We start from the raw sequence: 23,169 nt of genomic DNA on the forward strand, positions 1-23,169 counted from the left end.
CCGGCCGTCCTCAGCCCCCGAGCAGGTCCAGTACTCGCGGCCAGCCGTCGGCCTTGGCCCGCGCGTCGGCCTGCCGGGTGCCTCCCATCGAGACCGTGCCCTCGATCAGCGGACTCCGGTACCGCAGACCGATCGAGGTGTACGGAAACATCCCCACACCGTGCCCGGCTCCGGGATAGACGAGAGCCCGGTGCCGTCCGCCCGACGCGCCCCGCCGCTCACCGATGTCCCGGGCACCGACCGCCGACGGCCACAGCCCGTCGGCGTCACCGGCGATCGCCAGCACCGTGCCGCGCACCCGGTCCAGGGGGATGGGCCGGTGCTCGACCGGCTTGCCGCCCTTCGTCCAGGCGGGCTGCTTGCTGTCGGGGAAGGCGCGATGGGTGTTCTGGCTCGGCGCGTAGACGACGACGTCGTGGACGAGGTCCGGGTAGTGGTGGGCCAGGAGCTGTGCCGCCTCGGAGCCGCGCGAGTAGCCGATGACGGACGCCCGCCGCGATCCCGTGCCGTACGTCCGGTTCAGCAAACGGGCGGCCTTCGCGAAGTACTCCAGCTCGATCCGCTCCAGCTCGTCGGGGCGCTCGGGGCAGCCGAAGTAGCACAGGGTGAGTACGGGATGCCCGCGGGAGGCCAGCAGCGCGGCGGCGTGCTTGTCGCCGACACCCCCGTTCGAGCCGCCGAAGCTGAGGACCGGCGGGCGGCGGGGGACGTCGGCCGGTGGTACGTACAACGACCCCTTGACCCCGTCCCCGGCGACGGAGAGGGCCCGGTGCGTGACACCCTCGCGCATCCAGGTACGGGTCAGCGCGCGGCTCGCGACCCGCTCACCGTCGACATGGACCTCCAGCCGGATGTCGTACGAGGGCTGCTCCTCCGGCCATCGCGCGACGAACGTCGCCTCGTCGGCCGGCCCCCGGTCCGGGTTCATCGACCAGAAGAGGCCCATCCCGTCGGCCGTCCGGTACGTTCCCCCCTTCGGCGCGGCGCGGGTCGGATCCACCACGCCCTTCTCGTCGGCGGCGAAGGTGGCCCGGCCGGTCCACGACACGCCCGAGAAGTCCGTCGCCTTCGAGACGACGGTCGCCTCCCGGCCCGCGGCCAGGCCGGTCACCCGGATCCGTACCGGCTCGTCGGCGTACGCCACCGGCTTGTCGACGTCGATCCGCACCTCGCGGTCGTCCTCGCCGCCGCCACGGCCGCCGCATCCCGCGGTGAACAGCAGCGCGAGGCCCAAGGACGCTGCAGTCGCCCGCAGTCCGTGTCGCATCTTCCCCAACCCCCGTACGCCGGACGACGCCCGCCGCGAATGTCGCATCCGTCTGCCACGCGGGCCCGGATGGAGATCGTCACCGGGGCGTCGTCGCGGCGTCAAGAAATCACGTGGGCGAGCGTCCCGGGCCGGGGCGCGGCGCCGGAGCCGTAGCGCCGGGGAACCGCCGTCGGTAGCGCAGCAGGAGCAGGGCGGCGTAACAGACGGCGAACGACGTCCAGGCCGTGTACAGACCGGGGAGGCCGAGCCCCAGATGGACACCGAGCAGCCAGCCGAAGGGGATGAGCAGCACATAGTCCGAGGTGATGGACGCGATCATCACCGAGCGGGTGTCCCCGGCGGCCCGCAGCAGGGCGCCCAGCGGCATGGCGAGCACCATGGGCGCCATGCTGAGCAGGGCCAGGGGGATGGCCTCCCAGGCCAGTTCGGCGACGGCCGGGTCGTCGGTGACGGCGGAGATCAGGGGGCCGCCGACGGCGAGCACCGCGACGGCAGGGAGGGCGAACACGAGCAGGGTCAGCCGGGTGCCCGCCCGGCCCCAGGCCCGGGCGCGGACGGGGTCGCCGCGGCCGAGTTCCTGCCCGGCCAGGACCGTCACCGCGGACGCCCCGGACGCGAGGACGGTGAAGACGACGAGCAGGAGGTTGTCGACGATGCGGTAGGCCGCGAGGTCGTGCGTGCCCATCCGGGCGGCGAAGCCCGCCAGGGCGGCCTCGTTGAGATAGCCGACGCCCAGGGTGCTCATCTCCGGCCAGCCGATCCGCCACAGACCGCGGGTGATCTCCCGGGAGTCGCCGCCCGTCCCGCCCGTGTCGGCGGGGCGACGGAGCAAGCGCGGCCGGGAGTACGCCAGCAGATAGCCGGTCCCGGCGGCGGTCGCGGCGAGGGTGGCGAGGGCGGCACCGGTGACACCGAGGCCCGTTCCGAAGATCAGCAGCAGGCCCAGGGGCAGATTGACCGCGTTGGCCAGCAGCGCCGTGTACATCGATACCCGGGTGGCGCCGATTCCGGCGCAGGCGGCCTGGAGGGTGAAGGAGACCGCGGCGACGGGCACGGCGAAGGCGAGGACCCGCAGATAGGCGGTACCGGGCCCGATCAGATCGTCCTCGGCCCCGAGCAGGGTCAGTACGGGCGTGGCCGCGACGAACAGCACCGCCCCGACGACGGCTCCGGCGGCGACCGCCGTCACGGTACCGGCCCTGGCCACCCGCGCGACCTCGTCGGGGCGGCCCGCCCCGTGGCACTGGGCGACCCGCACCTGGACGGCGGTCGCCCAGCCGCGCACCACGATGAGGGCGATCAGATAGACGGGGGCCGCGAGCGCGAAGGCGCTCAGGGCCCGGGTGGACAGCCGGGCGAGCATGACCGTGTCCACGACGTTCAGGGTGATCTGGGTGAGGCCGGCGATCAGCAGGGGATACGCCGGCGCCCAGACCCCGCGGACGGACGGGCGTACCGCATCACCGTCCGCGGGGTTCTTCGAGGGAAGCGGCGCGTCGCCGTCCGTCTTCGGACCGGCTCCCGTGGGATGGCCTTCGTCGTCGCGGTCGTTCACAGGGCGGCCTGGGCGGCTTCCAGGAGTTCGGCGTCGCGGTCGAGGAGGATCAGGGTGTCGACCCGGGAGTCCTTCCAGGCGAGGATCCGGTCGACGATCGCCGGAAGGGGGCCGAGGAGCGTCGTCTCGTCGAGCAGGGTGTCGGGTACGGCCGCGACGGCGTCCGCCTTGCGGCCGTCGGCGAGCAGCGCCCTGATGTCACGGGCCCGGCCCTCGTACCCCATCCGACAGGCGACGTCGAAGTAGGTGTTGCGGGCCCCGGGGCCGACCGCCCCCACCAGATGGGCGAAGAGCGGCCGGAGCGCGTCGCGGCCCTCCGCGACGGTATCGGCGCGGGCGACGTACAGGATCGGGCAGATCTTGACGTCGGCGGGCGTACGGCCCGCCCGGGCGAGGCCCTCGTCGAGGGGGCGGGTCAGGTTCGTCTCGTGCTCGGGTGCGTAGAGCCCGGCGAGCCAGCCGTCGGCGATCTCGCCGGTCAGCGCCACGCTGCGGGGGCCGATCGCGCCGAGGTAGAGGGGGATCGAGGGTCGCAGGGGTGCCATCTCGGACCGTACGGGGCGGGCCTGCCCGCTGGAGCCGGGGCCGCGATAGGGGAGCTGGTAGATCTCGCCGTCGTAGGCGAGGCGTTCGGTGCGGGCGACGGCCTTGCGGACGATGTCGGCGTACTCGCGGATCCTGCGCATCGGCCGGTCGTACGGCCGGCCGTGCCAGCCCTCGACGATCCACGGGACGGACAGTCCGAGGCCGAGCCGGAAACGGCCGCCGGAGAGCATGTCGAGGGTCATCGCCGTCATCGCGGTGGCGGCCGGGGTGCGGGCCGGGATCTGCATGACGGCCGTACCGAGTTCGATCCGCCGGGTCCTGGCGGCCAGATATCCGAGGACGCTGACGGCGTCGGGGCCGTACTCCTCGACACTCCAGACCGAGTCCACACCGATCCGCTCGGCGTGCTCGACGATCGGCAGCACCTGTTCGATGGGTTCTCCGCCGTAGCCCAGGGCCAGACCGAGGCGCATGCGCCGGCTCCTTTCTCGCGGGGTGTCGTCGGGTGTCGTCGGGTTTCATCGGGGGCGTCGGGGGAGGCGCTGTCAGGAGAACGGCAGCGGGTCCAGTACCAGGTCGTCCTCCCGGAGGGGGCCCGCGACCCAGCCGCGGCCGACCGGCTCCTCGTACAGACGGCGCCCGCCCAGGAACGGGAAGGCGGCCGGGGCGTTGCAGCTGAGGCCCGGCACCAGGACCCGGGTGACATGCAGGCCCGCGGCCCGTACCTCCGGTGTCGTCAGATCGACGGCGACGGCCCGGAATCCCTGTTCGGTGAGGAGCCGCAGGCCGTCCGCGAGTCCGCCGCCGCCGACCGGGCCGGGGAGCCGTACGGCATCGGGGACGCGGAGCCGGTCGAGCCCGGAACCCTGCGTGCCCGGGTCGAGACGGAGCTGGAGGTGGAGGCGGACGTCGTTGACGTCCCGCAGATCCGGCCGGAAGTCCCGCCGATAGGCACGGTCGGGCCGGTAGGGGCGGTACGGCCGGTGATCGGCGCGTCCGGCGCGTACGGCGGACCAGAAGGGTCCTTCGTGGTCGAGGAGTTCGAGCCCGGTCTCGTGCATCCCGATCGCCTCGGTCAGCGCCTTGGCCGCCGCCGCGTCGCCGGTCGGGCGGCAGGCGCTGCCGAACGCGACCAGTCGCCGGGCCGGGTCCTCGACGAACGCGCCGACCACGATGACGTCGAACGTCGAAGGGATACGGAGGAAGGTGACCCGGAGTCCCGCCGCCCCGGCCTCCCGGACGGCGGTGGCGACCCGGCCGCCCGGCGCGGGCGACAGGGACGCCGCCGGGGCGCCGCTGAGCCACCACAGGGTGACCGCGTCGCGCTCGAACACTTCCTCCAGGGCCGCGCGCCGCGCCTCCCCGGGACTCGGTCCCGACGCCGTTCCGGCCAGCAGCGGATAGTTCGTCGGGGGCTCGCCGGAGCGGGCGCCCCGGAAGTAGTTGACGTATGCCAGCGACGCCGGGACCAGCACCTCTTCCCCGTCCATGAGATCCGTGCCCGGTACCCAGGCGATCTCGAGCCCGGAGGTGAACGGTACGAAGGGGAAGCCCCGGTGCGCGTACTGCGACGGCGCGTACAGGGCGAACTCACGGGGGTCGACCGCCGGTACACCCGCCCGTCTCAGCCGCCGGTACGAGGCGCCGCGCAGGGTGTCGGGGACGGCGTTGCCGCAGTAGCGCTCGACGGCCTCGCCGAGCGCCGCGGCGCGCGCCTGCTCGTGGTCGCCGAGGGCGGCGCCGCCGGTGACGGCGTCCACGACCCGCGGGGCGAACTCGGGCCGGGCCGACAGCCGGGCGCTGTACGAGACACAGCTCGGGACGGTCACCACCCGGGGCCGGTCACGGGTGACGCGTTCGACGAGGTCCGGCAGCACGGCGCTTCGCGTTCCTCTCGGGAGGCGGACAGGGCGCGCGGCGGGAACGATACGCCGTCCCCGCCGCGCTCTTCGATCAGTCTCGATCAGTCTTCGCTCTGCTCGTCCTCGATGTCCTCACGCCACTCGAACGGTGCGTCGACCGCGGGGGTGTGGGACTTCAGCCCCTTCTGGGGCTCCTCGGGTTCCGCCCAGCCGTGGTGCGCCATGTGCGTTCTCCTCCGATCGGCACAGGACACGCCGCTCACCAGCAACCTGCACATCCCGTGCGCTTGCGAATGGTTGGCACTCCCAGGCTAGGTCGGACGCGCCGGATTTCTCAATGGCGATTTCAGGACAGGGGTTGCGGGAATTCATCGAGCCAGTACGCAGTCGCCGCATTTCTCGCCCTGCGGTACCCGGTAATAGAGGCAGCAGCTCCGGCGTCGAAAGGCGAGGCTCGGGCCCGTTATTTTTCCCGACCCGATCAACAGGCCGGTGTTCAGGAGGCCGTCGACGAGGCCGGTGACGGGCCCGGTCAGATCGGGTCGCGCGGCCAGGACAGCGCGGCCGGCCTCGGCGAGCGCCGACGCCGTGTTCCCGGCCAGCAGTCGGGGCGCGACGGAGGTCCTGAGCCCGGCGGCCAGCGCGTCCAGCCGCCGGGTGACCACGACGGCGTACAGGGCTTCCGTCTGCTCGGCGACGCCGTCCGCGTACCAGCCGGTGGGGGCGGCGGGCAGCCGCAGGGCCGGGCCGTCGACCGCCCGTAGCAAACCCTCCAGATCAGGGACGATGCCATGGGCGACGGTACATGCCAGGACCGGGGACCACAGGCGGGCGGCGTGCCCGAGTTGGGCGATGGAGGCGCCGATCCGCGCCTCACCGGTGTCATGGCGGGCGCAGACCGCGGCGACCAGGTCCGCGTATCCGTCGGCGTACGTGTCGTCGACCGGGCGCCAGCCCGGGTCCGGGCCGCCCAGCTCGATCCGGAAGAACGTACCGAGGCTCGCGACCTCATCGAGGGCCGCGGCGACGGCTCGGGCCGGGGCTTGCCGCAGGGCGTGCACATCGACTCCCACAGGTCTGATGTCGGACGGGTTCGGGCGGGTGATGAGAAATTCCGGTCGGTTCGTCGGTTCGTCGGTTCGTCGGTTCGTCAATTCGTCGGTCGTCGGTCGTCGTCGGGATTTCGTTTCGAATTCGTCGGCGAACGAACGGAATTCACGGGACAGGCATGGCGGTGGCCGCATCCCGGTATTCATCGGTGCCGGGACGGGGCGATGGTGCGGAATTCGGTGGTCAGTTCTTCGGGGCACTCCTCTGTGTCTGCGCGGAGCGGCCCGGCGCCGACGGAACGGTCCGTCGGTGGCCGGGATCGGAGACGCGTCGAAAGGCGAGCGGATCAGCCCGCGCGGAGGCGCGGCACGGGCCGTGAGCGATACGGCGGGGTGACCGCGTGGAGACAGCGGAGACAGGGGGCGCCGGGGCGTGTCACGGCATCAGGTCCGCTCGTCACACCCCGGCACGATCCCGGGGCGGCGGGCGACGGACGTCCGGCCATCCTGAACGGCTCTCCTCTCCGGGGAAATCCGCCCCAGTTGCGTCGAGGAGGCGACCGCGTGAGTCTCCTGGCTCTCGGGTCGTCGCTCGCCCCGGCCTTCCCACCCCTCCGGGGCAGTGGTCTGTACGGGATCCGCTCGCCGATCACAGTGGCGGGACCGCGCCGGAATCACACCGGCTTCCTCGTTCCGCCGTCGCCTGTCGCACAGCATCATGACAGAAGGCCACCCCCGCCATAAGGCCGCGCCCGCCCCGGCGATCTTCATCGGACACCTGGATACGATCCCCGGAGACCGCCGGCGAATGACGGAGAGCAGCCGCGTGACGCGTACGACGCCGGAACGGCCCCTGGACATCGAGGCGGTGTTCCCCGCCCTCGCGGCGTACCGGGGCACGACGACGCGTCTCCACCCCCGGCCGGGATCCCCCGGTGTACGGGACAGCTCGGTGGGCGGCCCGTTCCTGTGGCCCGCCGACGAGCCGTGGCCGGTCTGCACCGCGCCGCACGACCGGACCACCGGCCCCCGGCCCGCCGACGTCCGCCGGGAACGGTCGCCGCACGCCCGGGCGCTGCCCCCACCCGAGAGCGCCGCCCCCGCCCGGATCCCGTACGCCCCGGACCCCGGCGAGCGCGCCCCGATCCCGTTGCTGGCACTCGCCCAGCTGTACGGACGGGACGTCCCCGGTCTGATGGGCCCGGACGGCCGCGATTTGCTCCAGGTGCTGTGGTGCCCCTTCGAGGCGCACGGCCCCCGGGGCCACGCCTTCGACGTCGTCCTGAGGTGGCGCAGGTCGGCCGAGGTGACGGACGTTCTGGCCCCCCAGCCGGAACCGCCCGTCATCGGCCGGGCCCAAGGGCTCCCCGCCCCTTGCGTACTCGACCCCGAGCGGGTCGTGGAGCACCAGTGGGGCGAGCTGTTGGACGACGACCTCCAGCCTCCTTGGAAGAGGCGCGGAGGCTGCGGTCGATCATCGAGGCCACACCCGCGACGGCGCCGGTGACGGTGGTGGGGGCCGGTTCGACCGGTAGTGATGGCGGCCCGTGTCGCAGACGGACGTATCGCCGGTCCCTACTACGTCCGCAACCCCGAGAAGCCGTCCCGCGTCGGGTCCGAGACCCCGCTCACCCGGCGCTGAACCCCCGGCGGTCACCGCGCGGCGAGGTGGAGTTGTTCGAGGCCTGCCCGCCGACCCGGTGGTCGGCGTGGCTGAGGGCTTCCACGACCAGCCGCCGCAGGTGTCCGTCGCTCAGGCTGTAGTACATATGGCGCCCCTGGCGGCGGGTTTCCACCAGGCCGGCCAGGCGCAGTTTGGCCAGGTGCTGGCTCACGGCGGTGCGAGAGGCGGAGACCTGCCCGGTCAGGGAGCCGACGTCCGCCTCCTCCCGGGCGAGCAGCCACAGCAGGTGCAGCCGGGTCGTGTCGGAGAGCAGCGCGAAGACCTCGGTGGCCTCGCGGAGGCGAGCGCTGTCGGGGGCCCGCAGATGCGCATGCGGCGCAGGTGTCGCGGGTTCGCTCTTGGTCATGTCGACAGCCTACGGCCGACTCGGAACTACTGGTCCGAAGCGATTAGGTTCGACAGGTGCGCATGTATGCACATGTTGCTTATGGTGGAGTCGCCGCCCGTTCGCACCGGTCAGGGAGTGCCTTTGCATGCTCTTCGTGCTGCGCAACCGCGCCTACCGCCGCCTCTTCACCGCCCAGGTTGTCGCCCTGGTCGGCACCGGTCTGGCCACGGTGGCACTCGGGCTGCTCGCGTACGACATCGCGGGCTCCGATGCCGGGGCGGTGCTCGGCACCGCGCTGGCGATCAAGATGGTGGCCTATGTCGCCATCGCCCCGGCCGTCGGCGCACTCGCCGACCGGCTGCCGCGCCGGACCCTGATGGTCGGTGCGGACGCGACCCGGGCCGCGGTCGCGCTGCTGCTGCCGTTCGTGGACCAGGTCTGGCAGGTGTACGTCCTGATCTTCCTGCTGCAGGCCGCGTCCGCGGCGTTCACGCCGACGTTCCAGGCGGTGATCCCCGACGTGCTCCCGGCCGAGCGCGACTACACCCGGGCGCTGTCCCTGTCCCGTCTCGCCTACGACCTGGAGAGCCTGTTCAGCCCGGCCCTGGCCGCCACCCTGCTCTCCCTGATCACGTACAACTGGCTTTTCCTGGGGACGGTGTTCGGCTTCGTCGCCTCGGCGGCACTCGTGACCGGAGCCGTACTGCCGAAACCGCTCGCACCCGCCGCCGCGCGCTCCGGCAGCGTGTACGCCAAGGCCACCGCGGGCACGCGTCTCTTCCTCGCCGCCCCGCAGCTGCGTGCCCTGCTCGCCCTCGACCTGGCGGTCGCGGCGGCGGGGGCCGTGGTCACCGTCAACACCGTCGTCTATGTGCGCGACCACCTCGGCCGCGAGGTCGCCGACGTGTCCTGGGCCCTCGGCTCCTACGGGGCGGGCTCGACGGCCGTGGCACTGCTGCTGCCGCGCGTCCTGGACCGCGCCTCCGACCGCGCGGTCATGCTGCGCGGTGCCCTGCTGCTTCCCCTCGTCTTCGGAGGGCTGGGTGTCATCACGGCGGCCGACAGCGGAAACTGGCGCTGGCCCGCGCTCCTGACCGCATGGGCCCTCTTCGGCGGAGCCGGCTCGATGGTGCTCACTCCGGCCGGACGACTGCTCCGTCGAGGGGTCGCGCCGCAGGAGCGCACGGCCGCGTTCGCCGCGCAGTTCTCGCTCTCGCACGGCTGCTGGCTGCTGACGTATCCGCTGGCCGGCTGGCTCGGCGCGACAACCGGCGCGCAGTCGGCCGTGCTGGTGCTGGGCGCGACCGCGCTCGGCGCGGGACTACTGGCGGTGCGGCTGTGGCCGCCACGGGAACAGGCCGGTGCCGAGCACGATCACACCGACCTCCCGGACGACCGCCCTCACGTGGCGGGAGCTACCCGCGCCGCCACGACGCACCACCACATCCGAACGGTGGACCATGCGCTCACCGGGCCGCCCCCGCACCCTGTCGACGGCACCGCGGACGAAACCCTCATCCGCTGAGCCCGCCCCATGCCGTGCGCGCTTGTCCGGGCGGTTGTCGGTATGTCAGATTTCGATGGCGCGCATGCGCGCACATCCTGTGACCGACCTGCGCCCACCAGGCCATGCGAAGGGACGTAATGAGCACCGAGACGCTGGAGTTCCAGGCGGAAGCACGGCAGCTCCTACAGCTGATGGTCCACTCGATCTATTCGAACAAGGACATCTTCCTGCGCGAGCTCATCTCCAACGCCTCCGACGCCCTCGACAAACGGCGTCTCACGGGCCTCACCGACGACGCGGTGCGGGCCGACGACCTGCACATCGACATCGAGGCCGACGGCGAGGCCCGCACCCTGACCGTGCGGGACAACGGCATCGGCATGTCCCGCGAGGAGGTGGTGGGCCTCATCGGCACCATCGCCCGCTCCGGTACCGCCGAGACCCTGCGCCGGCTCAAGGAGAACAAGGAGTCGGCAGATCTGATCGGCCAGTTCGGCGTCGGCTTCTACTCCGTCTTCATGGTCGCCGACAAGGTCAGCCTGCTCTCGCGCAAGGCCGGTACGCCGGACGGCGTCCGTTGGGAGTCGGACGGTGACGGCACGTACACCGTCGAGACCGTCGAGGACGCGCCGGAAGGCACCTCGGTCACCGTCCACCTGCGTCCCTCGGACGAGGAGGACGCGCTGTACGACTATGCCGACAGCGGGAAGATCCGGGAGATCGTCAAGCGGTACTCGGACTTCATCTCGTTCCCCATCCGGATGGGCGACGACACCCTCAACTCGATGAAGGCGCTCTGGGCGCGGCCGCGGTCCGAAGTCGAGGACGAGGAGTACCGGGAGTTCTACCGGCACATCAGCCACGACTGGGCGGATCCGCTGGACGTCATCCGGATGCGGGCGGAGGGCACCTTCGAGTACGAGGCGCTGCTCTTCATCCCGTCGCGCGCCCCGCACGACCTCTTCCAGCGCGACGCCCGGCACGGCGTCCAGCTCTACGTGAAGCGCGTGTTCATCATGGACGACACCCGCGAGCTGCTGCCCGACCACCTCCGCTTCGTCAAGGGCGTCGTGGACGCGGCCGACCTGTCGCTGAACATCTCCCGCGAGATCCTCCAGCAGGACCGGCACATCCAGCTGATCCGCCGCCGTCTGGCGAAGAAGGTCCTGTCCACCGTCAAGGACCTCATGAAGAACGACGCCGAGAAGTACCGCACGTTCTGGCGCGAGTTCGGCTCCGCGGTCAAGGAGGGTCTGCTCGACGCGTCCGAGGACCACAAGGCGATCCTCGACATCGCGTCCTTCGCCTCCACCGCGGGCGAGGATCCCACCACCCTGGCCGACTACGCGGCCCGTATGAAGGACGGCCAGGACAAGATCTACTTCATGACCGGCGAGAGCCGGGCGCAGGTCGAGAACTCCCCGCACCTGGAGGCCTTCCGGGCCAAGGAGTACGAGGTCCTGCTGCTCACCGACCCGGTGGACGAGATCTGGGTCGAAGGGGTACGGGAGTACGACGGCAAGGAGCTCCGGTCCGTCACGCGGGGCGCGGTCGACCTGCCCGCCGGCGAGGAGCTGTCGGAGGAGGAGTCCGGGACCTACGCGCCGCTGCTCGGCTGGCTCAAGGAGACCCTCGACGATGTGAAGGACGTCCGGCTGACGACCCGGCTGACCAGCTCGCCCGCCTGCCTCGTCAGCGACGCCGAGGGGCTCACGCCGACGCTGGAGAAGATGTACAAGGCGATGGGGCAGGAGGTCCCGCCGGTCAAGCGCATCCTGGAGCTGAACCCCGAGCACCCGCTGGTCACCGGGCTCAGGTCCGCGCACGAGCAGCGCGCCGACACCCCCGAGCTGACCGAGACGGCCGAGCTCCTCTACGGCACCGCCCTCCTCGCGGAAGGAGGCGACCTGGCGGACCCGGCGCGCTTCGCCAAGCTGCTCGCGGACCGTCTCGCCAGGACGGTGTGACCGGTACCCGGCTGTGCGGGTCCACACGGAGTGACCGCGGTCGGAGCTCGTGACCGGTGGGGTCGTGAGATTCGTCGCGCAGCGGCGGGCGTGGAAGACCGCGCCCGCCGCCGGGCGGTGTACGGCACCGTGTGAACACGGCCTCCGTCCCGTCCCGCGCCTCGGCCGAAGAGGCACGGACCGGGACGGATGCCGTGGCGGAACGAGTCCGCCGGATCACGTTCTCCTGTGGGAGGTGTTCGGCGTGGCGTCACACCTCCTGGAAGGTGTTCAGATCGTCCTGCGGCGACGGCGGCCGAAGAGCAGGGCGCCCACGGCGAACATGGCGGCGCCCCCCGCCCAGGTCACGGCGCCCACCAGCGTGGAGTTGGTGGACTGTGCCTCGGCGGCGACCGGTGCGGGGGCGTGCTCGTCCCCGCCGTGGCCGGCGTGACTCACGGTCGAACGCGACGCGCCCGCGTCGATCTTCGCCTGGGTCGGGGCCTTGGCCGTGGCGGCGGACCCCGTGCCGTAGACGACGTCCGAGCAGCCGTAGAACGCCTCGGTGCTGTCGTGGCGCTGCCAGACCTTGTAGACGATGTGGCGGCCCGTGCGGGCGGGGAGTGTGCCGGTGAACCGGTAGTAGCCGTTGTCGCTGGCACGCGGCGTCGCGTACCTGGCCACCGGTGTCGTGTCGAGGTCCGACCACTTCAGCGGCTTGGTCGGGTCGTAGCCCGGCTTGGTGATGTACATCGTCATCGTGCCCAGATGAGCCGCGGTGATCCGCACGTTGAAGTTGTAGGAACCCGCGGACACCGCGGTGGCGGGCCAGTCGGTACGGGCCCAGTCCAGGGCGCGGTACTTCTGGCGGTTGGCGGAACAGAGCTTGCCGTCGGGGATGATCTGCTGGTGCTTGCCGTCGGCATTGGCGATGTTCACCTCGTTCCAGTCGTACAGGGGCTGGGTACCCGAGTCGGCGACGAGGTCCTTGCAGACCTTGGATTTCGGTGTCTCCGGACCTTCGGCGAAGCAAGCGCTCACCCGGCTGGCCGGACCGAAGACGGAGCCGTGCGCGGTCGCGGGTGAGGGCGTCAGGGACAGAAGTGTCGCGGCGGACACGACAGCCGATGCGGCGGCGACGCGGCGGCGTGTGGCAGACATGGTTGCTCACTCTCGTACGTGTAGGGACGTCGGGAGGTTCTTGTCAACACCGACCCATACGTGGGGTGTTGGGACGGTGATCTGCTCCAGCAGGATCGCATTGGTACATACCAATAGCAAGGAGGTATGTGCCCGGACGCCCTCGCGACGGCGAACCGGCCCAGGTCCTCGGCCTCACGCCCTGATCGGAGAGAGACGGCCTGGTGAGTGTCGCGGGCTGAGCTCCGTCGTCCGTACCCCGGGACCCGCAGGCCGGATGGCCCTTGCAGCCGGCTCCGGGATCGCCACGCGGAGGATGCCGTCGTCAGCTGGAGACTCCGGCCTTGACCTGTCTCACGCCTCCTTGCATCCGCACTGGTCACGGGGTTGGTCATCGGCACGATCGAATGAGACGGGACAGGTCAGCCCGGTTCGGCTCCCGTACCCCCCGCTGACGGCGGTCGGGGTCGCGGGGGCGTCTCTCCCCGCTGTCGGCTAAACCTGCCTACCGCTGTGCACCTTGATGGTCATCAGCTGAGGGAGCGGACGGGTGACATCGGCGGCGGATGACGGGGCACGCCTCACTGCCTGACCTCGGGCAGCCTGCTCATGCGGCAGCGTGGGCCAAGTGTCGGCGTCGCGTCGCCGTCGGGCTGGTGGAGAAAAGAATGGGGCATCGGTGGACAGCAGTGAGGAGGGGAAGGAGCCCTCGGAGTCGGAATCCGGGCCCCCAAGACGGGATGCATCGCCCGGCGAGGAGCCGGCTTCCGACGATGGCGGCGGGGCTCCCTCGGAAGGCCGTCGTCCCGCCGAACGACCGGACGGAACGACCGCCCGAATCGGCAGCCGCGGAACTGCCGTCCCCGCCTCGGCTCGGCAGGAGCCGACCGTGCGACAAGGAGTGCCGTCGGGCGAGGCGGATCGCTCCGAGCGAACAGGTGCCTCGTCCCGGAAGCCGGCCGACGAGACTCCCGGCGGTGGACGGCGGCTGGTGCCGCGCTTCCTTTCCGCCGTGCCGCCGCCGGGGCCGGCGCGTCCCGGGTTCTGGCGCAGTCCTCTGCGGGGGCCGTGGCTGACGGCCGTGTTCGGGCTGATTCTGCTCTTCGGCGTGACCGTCCTGTTCGTGACCGGGCTGCTGTCGTACGCCTCCTACAACCCGGACCTGGCCCGGACCAACGACGAGACACCCGACAAGGGGCTGCTCGGCTTCTACCTGTTCCCCTGGCCGACCTCGCCGTACTGGATCTACCGGGTGACCCAGGGCATCCATGTCACCCTGGGGATCGTGCTCGTGCCGGTGCTGCTGGCGAAGCTGTGGTCCGTCATTCCCCTGCTGTTCTCCTGGCCGCCGGTGCGCTCGCTCAGCCACGCGGTGGAGCGGCTGTCGCTGCTCCTGCTGGTGGGCGGCGCTCTGTTCGAGTTCGCCACCGGCATCCTCAACGCGCAGCTCCATTACATCTTCCCGGGCTCCTTCTACACGCTTCATTTCTACGGTGCGTGGGTGTTCATCGGCGCGTTTGCGGTCCATGTGGTCTTCCGGCTGCCCAGAGCGCTGCGTGCGGTACGCGCCGGTGGTGCGGGCACCGGCGCTGCCGTGGACCGGTCCGCCGCACTGATCTCGCCTCGTCCGGCGGCGCCGACCATCTCCCGCCGCGGCGCCGTCGCGATGGTGGGCGCGGGGTCAGGGGTGCTGCTGGTGGTCACGGTGGGGCAGAGCGTGGGCGGCTGGTTCCGCAGGACGGCGGTGCTCGCCCCGCACGGGCGGGACCCGGGGACGGGGCCGAACGGGTTTCAGATCAACAAGACGGCGGCCTCCCTCGGTATCCGCCCCGGCGACACGGGTCCGGCCTGGCGGCTGACCGTGCACGGCGGCGGCCGTCGGACCGTGCTCACCCTCGACCAGCTGCGCGCCCTGCCCCAGCACGAATCCGCACTCCCGATCGCCTGCGTGGAGGGCTGGTCGACAACGGATCAACTGTGGCGAGGAGTACGGCTGGCCGATCTGGCCGCACTGGTCGGACTGGAGACGGATCCGCCCCAGGTCCTGGTGGAGTCGGTCCAGCGCGGAGGCGCGTTCGCCTCGGCCGTCCTGCGGGACAACCAGGTCCGGGATCCACGCTCCCTGCTGGCCCTGCGGGTCAACGGGGCGGTGCTGTCGGCCGATCACGGATATCCGGCCAGGATCATCGTCCCCGGCGCGCCCGGGGTCCACAACACCAAATGGGTCACCCGCCTCACCTTCGGCGAGCCGGTATGAGCGCCTTCCGCGACCGCTACGGCGCCTCCCCGCTGCATTTGCTGCTCGTTCTCGCGTCCTTCGCCCTGGCCATGTACGCGGGGGTACGGCTGCTCCGGGGCGACACACTGGGCGTACTGATCTGGTTCGCCGGAGCCGCCCTGATCCACGATCTGCTCTTCCTGCCCGCCTACTCCGTCACCGACCGGCTGGCACAGCGTCTGTGCCGGCCGCGCTCGGGCCGGCCCGTGCCGAAAGGCGGCGGGTCCGTGCCGGAAAGCGGCGGGTCCGACGCCCCCTTGGCGGACACGGCCCCGGCCCGCCGCGTGGGCGTCAACCATCTGCGGGTGCCCGTCTTCCTCTCGGGACTGCTGCTGCTCGTCTGGTGGCCACTGATCCTGCGCCGGGTGCCCCACTACACGGCCGTGACAGGGCTGCCCGCCGATGTGTTCCTCGGCCGGTGGCTGCTGATCAGCGCCGGTCTGTTCGCCGTGTCCGCGATCTGGCTGCTGATCCGGCTGCGTCGGCCCGGCCGGTCGGCCCAACCGGAGTGATCCGGGCCCGGTTCGCGCTCAGGACAGGGCCGCCAGCGCGGAGAAGTGACGTCCACGGAATGTGGTCCAGTGGTCCATGTCCGTCCACCCCGCGGTGAGCGCGTGGCGGAGCAGTGCCCGGCGCCCGACACGGGCCCAGGGGAAGGCCGCGCCCCGCGCCCCGAGAGCGTCGTCGATACGGACATGGTGGAGGGTGTCGATGTCGGCGGCGGCGGTCTCGACGAGCAGGAGGCCACCGGGGCGGACCAGTTGACGAGTCCGTTCGAGGAGCGCGAGCGGGGCGCCGCCGATCCCGATGTTCCCGTCGATCAGCAGGGCGGTGCCCCAGCGCCCCTCGTCGGGGAGCGGGTCGAAGACCGAACCGAGACGGGCACTGCCCCCGCGCCGGAACGTCGAGACGACGGCCGATGCGCAGACATCGATGCCCAGGGCACGGTGCCCGCGCGAGGCCAGCGCCTCCACGAGCCGGCCGGCGCCGCAGCCGATGTCCAGCACCGGCCCCTCGCAGCGCCGCAGGACGGCCAGATCGCATGAGTCCGCCCGCCCGCACCACCGGTCGAGCTCCAGAGGCAGCAGCCACCCGTCCGCGCCCCGCAGAAAGAGCCGGCCCCCGCCGGCCAGCAGCGCGGAGCCGTAAGCCGAGCCCGTCCAGGGTTCTGTCACGGCTGCCCCTCTGGCGGCGGCCGGTCGCGGTTGCGTCCGGGCCGCGCGTGGCACATGGCGGGAAAGACGCCGGTGGACGCATTACGGCCAGTCTGTGCACCGGGAGGCCGGCCGGCTCGGCCGGCGGGGCTGTTCGGGTGAGCGTTCCCACCGGGCGAAGGCGCCCGGTCCTCACCCGTCCGGGGGATAGGGCCGAGCCGGCCGGTCGGTACCGAGGGCGGGGACATCACGATGACCCGGTGCTCGCCCCGGAAGCGCCCCGCCGGTAGGGGAACGGCGTACCGCCCAGCCCACGAGTACCCCACCCGCCGCGATGGCATAGGCGCAGGTGCCCACCGCGTATCCGTCGTCGAACGCCGGGGCCAGGACGTACTTGGCCGCACCCGCCAGCGCGACCCCCAGCCACTCCCAGCGGCCGTCGAGAGCGACCAGGGCGACGAGCAGCAGCGCGTACCAGGAGTAGCCCGGCGTCAGCAGCAGAAAGACGGTGCCGGTGACCAGCAGGGCACCGCTCCACGGCCGGTCCGGATCACCACGCCGCACCACCCACCCCACCACGGAGACCAGCACAACCACCAGGACGGGCAGCGCCCAGTCGTCCGGCAGCACCAGACGCAGCAGTGCGAACCGGTTCTTGGCGGACGAGGTGTCGTCGTACCCCTCCTCGGCTGCATAGCCGCCGAGATAGCCGAGCACCGAATCCCGGGACACCACCACATAGGGCAGATAGACCAGTGCGGTCACCAGGGCGGCGGGCAACAGGACGGCCGCCGCGTCCCGGACCCGCCGCACCCCGCTCAGCGCACCCGGAACCACCACCACGGGCAGCAGTTTCGTGGCCACGGCGCCGCCCAGCAGCGCACCTCCCCAGCTCCGGTGCCGGACGACGACACCGAGCGCCACGACGGTGAGCAGCGCGCCCAGTACATCGACGTGCGCGTTGTTGACCGCCTCGATCGGGACCGCCGGACACCACGCCCAGTACGCGGCCCACCGGACATCGCCGCGCCGCCGCAGCACAAGGAGCAGGGCGGCCGTGGTCCCGATCGAGATCAGCGCACCGCCCACCTGGAGCGGCTTGTGGCGGGAACCGTCCGGGGAGACGGAGTGGACCAGCAGGAAGTACGTCTCGGCGACCGGCGGATAGATGGTGTGCACTCCGGGCCGGTTGATCCGGGTGCAGTGGATCTGCCCTGCCGGGCCCGGAACACGTGCCGTGTCCGGGCCGGCGCACGCGGAGCCGGAAGGGAAGAGCCAGCCGTCGCGCAGGGAGACCAGCGCCGGATCGCGAGGCGTGTGATCGTACGGGGAGACACCGGCGGCCTGCACCCGGCCGTCCCATGCGTAACGGAACATGTCGGTGCTCGTACGGGGCGCGGCCGTCAAGCCTGCGGCCGCCACCGCGATACCGCCGAGGAGCACCACGGCTGCCGTCTGCCGGACGGGGACCCGGCGGAGCGACCACGCGGCGCCGGCGAAGAGCACCCAGCACGCCCCGTACCACCGGAACAGCGCCGCCGGATCGCGGTGGTAGCCGTCCTGGCGGACGGTCAGGACCAGGACGGCGACCAGTGCGGCAAGGAACAGGGCGGTACGGATGGTCCGTGTACTGGTCATGGGGCCTGCTCTCGCGGGAGGGACCCCCGGCCGGCTGAACTCGGCTCCCCGACGGCCACCGCCGAGGCGCACCGTGGTACGCCTCCACCGGCCCAGGTCCTCCTCAGAGGGCATCACCTCCGGTGAGCGGCAGGCGGGCCAGGGCCCTGGCGAATCGGGTGTGCGGTGCCTCGGCGGCCACCGCGAGCGCGTCCTCAGCGGTGTCGACATCACGGACGACCCGCAGATCACGCACGGTGAGACCGGCGTCGACCAGCCGTCTTCGCTGCAACGCGCCCGTGTCCGGCCGGGACATCGGCACCCCGCGCACCAGCTCGGGCTCGGGTACCGCGAACCCCAGCGCCCAGAATCCGCCGTCGGCCGCCGGTCCGAACCACGCGTCACACCCCTGCCAGGCGTCCCTCGCGAGTGCGGGGGCGAGCAGCCCCGGAGTGACCTGCGGGGTGTCCATCCCGATCAGCACAGCCGGTCCGGCACAGAGCGCGAAGGCGGCGGCCAGCCGGACGTCCAGCGACCCGCCGCACTGGGCCACCACCTCGAAACCACGCGGGAGCCACCTGCCGGGCGTCCCGTCGAGGACGAGGACCCGCCGCTGTACGGGGGCGTCCGCGACGGCCGCCAGTGAGTCGGTGAGCGCGGCCTCGGCGAGCAGGGCCGCCTGGCTCGGGGAGTAGGGCGGGGTGAGCCGGGTCTTCACCCGGCCCGGAACAGGTGCCTTGGCGATCACCAGGAGCGTGGTCACGGGACGTCTCCACGGCTGGGCAGCGGTGGCGGCAGGGCGAGCACCTCCCGTATGTCCCGCACCGCCTGCCAGGTACCCCGCCAGGTCCCGGTGACCTTCGACTTCCCCGCTCTGGGGAGATAGGGGACATCCTTCTCCCGCACCCGCCAGCCCGCGTCCGCGGCGCGGACCACCATCTCCAGCGGATAGCCACTGCGCCGGTCGGTCAGTCCCAGACCGAGCAGAGCTTCCCGGCGCGCGGCGCGCATGGGCCCGAGATCGCGCAGCCGCAGCCCCGTACGCCTGCGCACCATCCGGGAGAGCGCCAGATTCCCCAGCCGGGCGTGCACGGGCCAGACACCCGGGCCGGCCGGGCGTCGCCGTCCGAGCATCAGATCGGCCTGACCTGCCGTCACTGCGCCGACCAGTGCGGGCAGCAGCCCCGGATCGAGGGAGGCGTCGCAGTCGCAGAAGCAGACGATGTCGGCGGTGGCCGCTTCGAGTCCCGCGTGGCAGGCGGCGCCGAAACCCCGCCGGGGCTCGTGCACCACGGCCGCGCCATGGGCCCCGGCGATCCCCGCCGAACCGTCCGACGAACCATTGTCGACGACGATGGCCCGCCAGTGCGGCGGGATGCGCGCCAGCACCCAGGGCAGCGCGGCGGCTTCATTCAGACAAGGAAGGACGACATCCACCCCCGCGGAAGTGGGCTCGGACACCCACCCACCCTAGGGGGTAAACGGCAGGTTTACGGGCATTTCGCCTAAAGCGCTCGCCGAGTCCCGCCGTTCGGCGCCCGGAGGTCGCTGTGCGCGAACTCCGTCATCCCCTCCGCGAATCCCACCCGCGCCCGCCACCCCAGCTCCTCGGCCAGCCTGCGCGAGGAAGCGGTGATGTGCCGGACATCGCCCAACCGGAACTCCCCGGTGACCACCGGCTCCGGGCCGCCGTGCGCACGGGCCAGAGCGCATGCCATCTCCCCGACGGTGTGCGGCTCGCCGCTGCCGGTGTTGTAGACGGACAGCGCCCCCGGCTCCCGGCCGGACACCGCCTCCAGCGCGACCGCACCCGCGGCGGCCACATCCCGGACATGAACGAAATCCCGCCGCTGCCCGCCGTCCTCGAAAACCCGCGGCGCCTCGCCTCGGTCCAGCGCCGAACGGAAGAAGGAGGCCACCCCCGCGTAGGGAGTGTCCCGGGGCATCCCGGGCCCGTACACATTGTGGTACCTCAGTGAGACGGCCCGCCCCCCGGTCGACCGCGCCCATGCCGCGGCCAGATGTTCCTGGGCCAATTTGGTCGTGGCGTACACATTCCGCGGATCGGCCGGCGCGTCCTCGCCCACCAGCCCGGGGACGAGCTCCGCACCGCACTCCGTACAGCGGGGTTCGAAGCGGCCCGCCTCCAGATCCGCGGCCGCGCGCGGACCCGGCCGGATCTCACCGTGGCGGGGACAGTCGTAACGGCCCTCCCCGTACACCACCATCGACCCGGCCAGCACCAGATCCCGGACGCCCGCCTCGGCCATCGCCGCCAGCAGCACAGCCGTCCCCAGGGCGTTGCAGCCCACATACTCCGGTGCGTCGGAGAACCCGGTGCCCAGTCCCACCATGGCAGCCTGATGGCTCACCGCGTCCACCCCGCGCAACACGCCGGCCAGCGCGATCCGATCCCGTACATCCGCATGGACCAGCTCCGCACCCGTCGCCGGGGATGTCCCGTGTGACGACGGCAACAGGGCATCCAGCGCAACCGCCTCGTGACCACGGGCGGTCAGCGCCGCCACGATGTGCGAGCCGATGAAACCCGCACCTCCGGTGACCAATACGCGCATACCGAGGACTCTATGCCGCAGCGTCGCGGACGCATCGCAGGCGGCACGGTGTCCCCAGGCCCTGTATCAACCACCTTGCGGCGGATCGCGATCTGCCCTCGGTCCGGGCACTCGGGCGATCTGCCGGCCGCCGGTGCAGCCGCCGTCCGCGCGGTCCACGCCCCGCCGGCCTGGTGCCCTTGGGAACCGGCGGGCCCGGCTCCGCGCCACCCGGAGTGCCGGACGCTGATGGCGGGTTTCCGGTCATGCCGGATGGTTTGCCCGCGGGGTCGGTGCGTGGCCGTGAGGATGGTCCCGATCCTCGTGGCTCCTGCGGATGGTTTCGTCCGTGTAGGGCTGCCAGGGGCTGCCCGTGGTCCGTCCCGGTTGGTCGCAGGAGCCTGCCGTGCTCCGCCGCCGGGCCGCGGACCGCGGAATGGGGAGAGTGCACATGATGCAGTCGACCGCACTGCCGAAACCCCTGTACAGGCGCTGGCGGCGCCGGATCTCGGCCGCCGCCTCGGTCATGCTCGCCGCGACCGGCCTGGTCGCTCTGACCGGGCCGTCCGCGCAGGCGGTACAGCCCGGCCACACCACCGCCTACATCACCAACAGCAACGGCCAGACCATCTCGGCCGTCGACACCGCGACCGGCACCGTGACCGCGTCCATCTCACTCAGCGGCTACGCCCAGGACGTGGCGGTCAATACCGCGGGCACCACCGCGTACGCGGCGACCGGGTTCGCGAACGCGGTCGCGGTGATCGACATCGCGACCAACACCGTCACCGCGACCGTTCCGCTCGCGGGCATCCCCACAGGGATCACGCTGAACCCCGCGGGGACTGCCGCGTATGTCACGGACACCACCGCGCATGTCGTGGAGGTCGTCGACACGGCCACCAACACCCTCACCGCCAGCATCCCCGTGGCGGGCGGCCTCCAGGGCATCACCCTCAACCCGGCCGGGACCACCGCGTACGTCGCCGCCTCGGGGCCGAACCGGCTGGTCGTCATCGACACCGCCACCAACACCGTGACCACGAGCATCCCGATGTCGGCCACCGCCTACGGCTCCGTCGTCAACCCGGCGGGCGCCGCCGTCTACGTCGCCACCGCCGGCGCGGGCATCACCAAAGTCGACACCGCCACCAACACCGTCAGCGCGACCATCCCCGCCGCCGTCAACACCACCAGCGTGGCCCTCAGCCCCAACGGCAGTACCCTCTACGGCGGCAGCCCCCTCAGCAGCGGCGTTCACGTCGTCGACACCGCCACCGACACCCTCACCACCACCGTCGGCGGCCTCGGCATCCCCCAGGACGTCGCCGTCAACTCCACCGGAACCACCGTCTACGTCACCAACCCGGTCAACGCGGCCGCCAGCGTCCCCGGGTACCTCTATGCCATCGACACCGCCACCAACACCGCCACCACCGCCGCGAGCGGGCTGAGCAGCCCCCGTAAACTCGCCCTGCACACCATCCCCGCCCCCGAGATCACCGGCATCTCACCGACCAGCGGAACCACCGCAGGCGGCACCGTCGTGACCATCACCGGCACGGACCTGAACGGCGCGACCGCGATCACCTTCGGTGGAACCCCCGCCACCGGCGTCACCTGTACGGCGACCTCCTGCACCGCCACCGCGCCCGCGCACGCGGCCGGTACGGTCGACGTCAGGGTCACCACACCCGGCGGCACCAGCACCATCACACCGGCGGGCGAGTTCACCTATATCGTCCCCGGCGCGGATCTGGCGGTGTCGGTCGCCGATTCCGCCGACCCGGCACCGCTGGGATCCACGTTCACCGACATGGTCACCGTCACCAACAACGGCCCGGCCACCGCCACCGGCACCACCACGACCGTCACCCTGTCCGGAGCGTCCGCCGGGATCGTCTCCGCCACCCCCTCCCAGGGGTCGTGCAGCGTGTCCGCGCCCACCGTCTCCTGCTCGCTCGGCACCCTCGCCCCGTCGGCGGACGCGACCGTCACCGTGGTGCTGTCCCCGGCCGCGACCGGGACGGTCACCGCGACCGCGAACGTCGGCGCCGCCCAGAGCGACCCCGCCCCCGGCGACAACACCGCCGCGCAGAACACCACCGTCGACAACTCCCTGGGCTGCACGATCACCGGCACCAACGGCAACGACACCCTGAACGGAACCAACGGCAGCGACGTCATCTGCGGCCTGGGCGGCGACGACACCATCAACGGCGGCAACAACAGTGACACCCTCCACGGCGGGCCCGGGAACGACACCGTCGACGGCCAGAACGGCGACGACACCCTCCGCGGAGGCGGCGGCAACGACATCCTGGGCGGCGGCAACGGCGCCGACTACCTCTACGGCGACGCCGGCAACGACACCAACTACGGCGAGACCCTCCTCGGGTCGCTGCTCCACCTGTTCGACAACGGCAACGACCACGTCTACGGCGGGCCGGGCGACGACGATCTCGACGGCCAGAACGGCAACGACGTCCTCGTCGACACGGACGGCACCGACACCATGAGCGGCAGCCTCGGCAACGACAGCATCGACGTCCAGGACGGCGCGGGCGGCGACACCGCCAACGGCGGCCTCGGCAGCGACACCTGCGCCGTCGACACCGGAGACACCGCAACCAGCTGCTGACCACCACCGCAACCACCCGCGGCCGGCCCGGACCCGA

19 protein-coding genes and 1 riboswitch are annotated in these 23,169 nt (G+C 72.0%); of the genes, 6 read left to right on the plus strand and 13 right to left on the minus strand.

Annotated elements, in window-relative coordinates; all coding sequences use genetic code 11:
• Nucleotides 1-10: 10 nt before the first annotated feature.
• The 6 genes from ACFXG1_RS17520 to ACFXG1_RS17545 all read right to left on the minus strand — a co-directional run bounded on the left by ACFXG1_RS17520 (nucleotide 11) and on the right by ACFXG1_RS17545 (nucleotide 6,306).
• Nucleotides 11-1,267 carry an acyl-CoA thioesterase/bile acid-CoA:amino acid N-acyltransferase family protein gene (locus ACFXG1_RS17520; protein ID WP_384720204.1) on the minus strand — a complete coding sequence of 419 codons (1,257 nt, stop codon included), beginning with the start codon at nucleotides 1,265-1,267 and terminating at the stop codon, nucleotides 11-13.
• A 109-nt stretch (nucleotides 1,268-1,376) separates the two neighbouring features.
• Nucleotides 1,377-2,825, minus strand: coding sequence for an MATE family efflux transporter (locus tag ACFXG1_RS17525; protein ID WP_384743354.1), 1,449 nt, complete (start codon nucleotides 2,823-2,825; stop codon nucleotides 1,377-1,379).
• Nucleotides 2,822-3,844, minus strand: a complete 1,023-nt coding sequence (locus tag ACFXG1_RS17530; RefSeq protein ID WP_384743357.1) for an LLM class F420-dependent oxidoreductase — start codon at nucleotides 3,842-3,844, stop codon at nucleotides 2,822-2,824. The genes ACFXG1_RS17525 and ACFXG1_RS17530 overlap by 4 nt, the downstream gene beginning before the upstream one ends.
• A gap of 72 nt (nucleotides 3,845-3,916) precedes the next feature.
• Nucleotides 3,917-5,248, minus strand: a complete 1,332-nt coding sequence (locus tag ACFXG1_RS17535; protein WP_384743360.1) for a YcaO-like family protein — start codon at nucleotides 5,246-5,248, stop codon at nucleotides 3,917-3,919.
• 86 nt (nucleotides 5,249-5,334) lie between these two features.
• On the minus strand, nucleotides 5,335-5,457 hold the full coding sequence (locus ACFXG1_RS17540) for a hypothetical protein (RefSeq protein ID WP_384743363.1): 123 nt from the start codon (nucleotides 5,455-5,457) through the stop codon (nucleotides 5,335-5,337).
• Nucleotides 5,458-5,601: 144 nt separating this feature from the next.
• Nucleotides 5,602-6,306 (minus strand): (2Fe-2S)-binding protein, encoded by a 705-nt coding sequence (locus tag ACFXG1_RS17545; RefSeq protein WP_384709780.1) that lies wholly within the window; start codon nucleotides 6,304-6,306, stop codon nucleotides 5,602-5,604.
• Nucleotides 6,307-6,846: 540 nt separating this feature from the next.
• Nucleotides 6,847-7,015, minus strand: a riboswitch (cobalamin riboswitch).
• Between the two features lie 93 nt (nucleotides 7,016-7,108).
• Between ACFXG1_RS17545 and ACFXG1_RS17550 the strand changes: the two genes are divergently transcribed.
• Nucleotides 7,109-7,789: a hypothetical protein gene (locus ACFXG1_RS17550; protein ID WP_384709783.1), complete on the plus strand. Its 681-nt coding sequence runs from the start codon at nucleotides 7,109-7,111 to the stop codon at nucleotides 7,787-7,789.
• 121 nt (nucleotides 7,790-7,910) lie between these two features.
• Here ACFXG1_RS17550 and ACFXG1_RS17555 read toward each other — a convergent pair whose 3' ends face one another.
• Nucleotides 7,911-8,312, minus strand: a complete 402-nt coding sequence (locus tag ACFXG1_RS17555; RefSeq protein WP_384709786.1) for an ArsR/SmtB family transcription factor — start codon at nucleotides 8,310-8,312, stop codon at nucleotides 7,911-7,913.
• A 127-nt stretch (nucleotides 8,313-8,439) separates the two neighbouring features.
• Here ACFXG1_RS17555 and ACFXG1_RS17560 point away from each other — a divergent pair, with 127 nt between their 5' ends.
• Nucleotides 8,440-9,819: an MFS transporter gene (locus ACFXG1_RS17560; protein ID WP_384709788.1), complete on the plus strand. Its 1,380-nt coding sequence runs from the start codon at nucleotides 8,440-8,442 to the stop codon at nucleotides 9,817-9,819.
• A gap of 119 nt (nucleotides 9,820-9,938) precedes the next feature.
• Nucleotides 9,939-11,768: a molecular chaperone HtpG gene (gene htpG / locus ACFXG1_RS17565; protein ID WP_384709791.1), complete on the plus strand. Its 1,830-nt coding sequence runs from the start codon at nucleotides 9,939-9,941 to the stop codon at nucleotides 11,766-11,768.
• A gap of 270 nt (nucleotides 11,769-12,038) precedes the next feature.
• On the opposite strand, the gene ACFXG1_RS17570 is transcribed toward htpG, so the two are convergent.
• A complete protein-coding gene (locus ACFXG1_RS17570) occupies nucleotides 12,039-12,908 on the minus strand; it encodes a lytic polysaccharide monooxygenase (protein ID WP_384709794.1) in 870 nt (289 codons plus the stop codon).
• 970 nt (nucleotides 12,909-13,878) lie between these two features.
• On the opposite strand from ACFXG1_RS17570, the gene ACFXG1_RS17575 reads away from it, so the two are divergent.
• Together ACFXG1_RS17575 and ACFXG1_RS17580 are read left to right on the plus strand one after the other, a co-directional pair.
• On the plus strand, nucleotides 13,879-15,144 hold the full coding sequence (locus tag ACFXG1_RS17575; protein ID WP_384709818.1) for a molybdopterin-dependent oxidoreductase: 1,266 nt from the start codon (nucleotides 13,879-13,881) through the stop codon (nucleotides 15,142-15,144).
• Nucleotides 15,141-15,677: a hypothetical protein gene (locus ACFXG1_RS17580; RefSeq protein WP_384709797.1), complete on the plus strand. Its 537-nt coding sequence runs from the start codon at nucleotides 15,141-15,143 to the stop codon at nucleotides 15,675-15,677. The genes ACFXG1_RS17575 and ACFXG1_RS17580 overlap by 4 nt, the downstream gene beginning before the upstream one ends.
• Nucleotides 15,678-15,695: 18 nt before the next feature.
• On the opposite strand, the gene ACFXG1_RS17585 is transcribed toward ACFXG1_RS17580, so the two are convergent.
• The 5 genes from ACFXG1_RS17585 to ACFXG1_RS17605 all read right to left on the minus strand — a co-directional run bounded on the left by ACFXG1_RS17585 (nucleotide 15,696) and on the right by ACFXG1_RS17605 (nucleotide 20,512).
• Nucleotides 15,696-16,340 (minus strand): class I SAM-dependent methyltransferase, encoded by a 645-nt coding sequence (locus ACFXG1_RS17585; protein WP_384709800.1) that lies wholly within the window; start codon nucleotides 16,338-16,340, stop codon nucleotides 15,696-15,698.
• A 171-nt stretch (nucleotides 16,341-16,511) separates the two neighbouring features.
• The gene (locus ACFXG1_RS17590) at nucleotides 16,512-17,957 is read right to left on the minus strand and encodes a glycosyltransferase family 87 protein (protein WP_384709803.1); all 1,446 of its coding nucleotides are present in this window, start codon (nucleotides 17,955-17,957) and stop codon (nucleotides 16,512-16,514) included.
• Between the two features lie 103 nt (nucleotides 17,958-18,060).
• Complete coding sequence (locus tag ACFXG1_RS17595; protein ID WP_384709806.1) at nucleotides 18,061-18,699, minus strand: DUF2064 domain-containing protein; 639 nt, start codon at nucleotides 18,697-18,699, stop codon at nucleotides 18,061-18,063.
• Nucleotides 18,696-19,397, minus strand: a complete 702-nt coding sequence (locus ACFXG1_RS17600; protein WP_384709809.1) for a glycosyltransferase family 2 protein — start codon at nucleotides 19,395-19,397, stop codon at nucleotides 18,696-18,698. The genes ACFXG1_RS17595 and ACFXG1_RS17600 overlap by 4 nt, the downstream gene beginning before the upstream one ends.
• 44 nt (nucleotides 19,398-19,441) lie before the next feature.
• Nucleotides 19,442-20,512 carry an NAD-dependent epimerase/dehydratase family protein gene (locus tag ACFXG1_RS17605; RefSeq protein WP_384709812.1) on the minus strand — a complete coding sequence of 357 codons (1,071 nt, stop codon included), beginning with the start codon at nucleotides 20,510-20,512 and terminating at the stop codon, nucleotides 19,442-19,444.
• 430 nt (nucleotides 20,513-20,942) lie between these two features.
• Here ACFXG1_RS17605 and ACFXG1_RS17610 point away from each other — a divergent pair, with 430 nt between their 5' ends.
• Entirely contained in the window at nucleotides 20,943-23,132 is a 2,190-nt protein-coding gene (locus tag ACFXG1_RS17610) for an IPT/TIG domain-containing protein (RefSeq protein ID WP_384709815.1), read from the plus strand.
• Nucleotides 23,133-23,169: the final 37 nt, after the last annotated feature.

The sequence above is a fragment of the Streptomyces sp. NPDC059248 genome, from assembly GCF_042753905.1.
GTDB lineage: Bacteria > Actinomycetota > Actinomycetes > Streptomycetales > Streptomycetaceae > Streptomyces.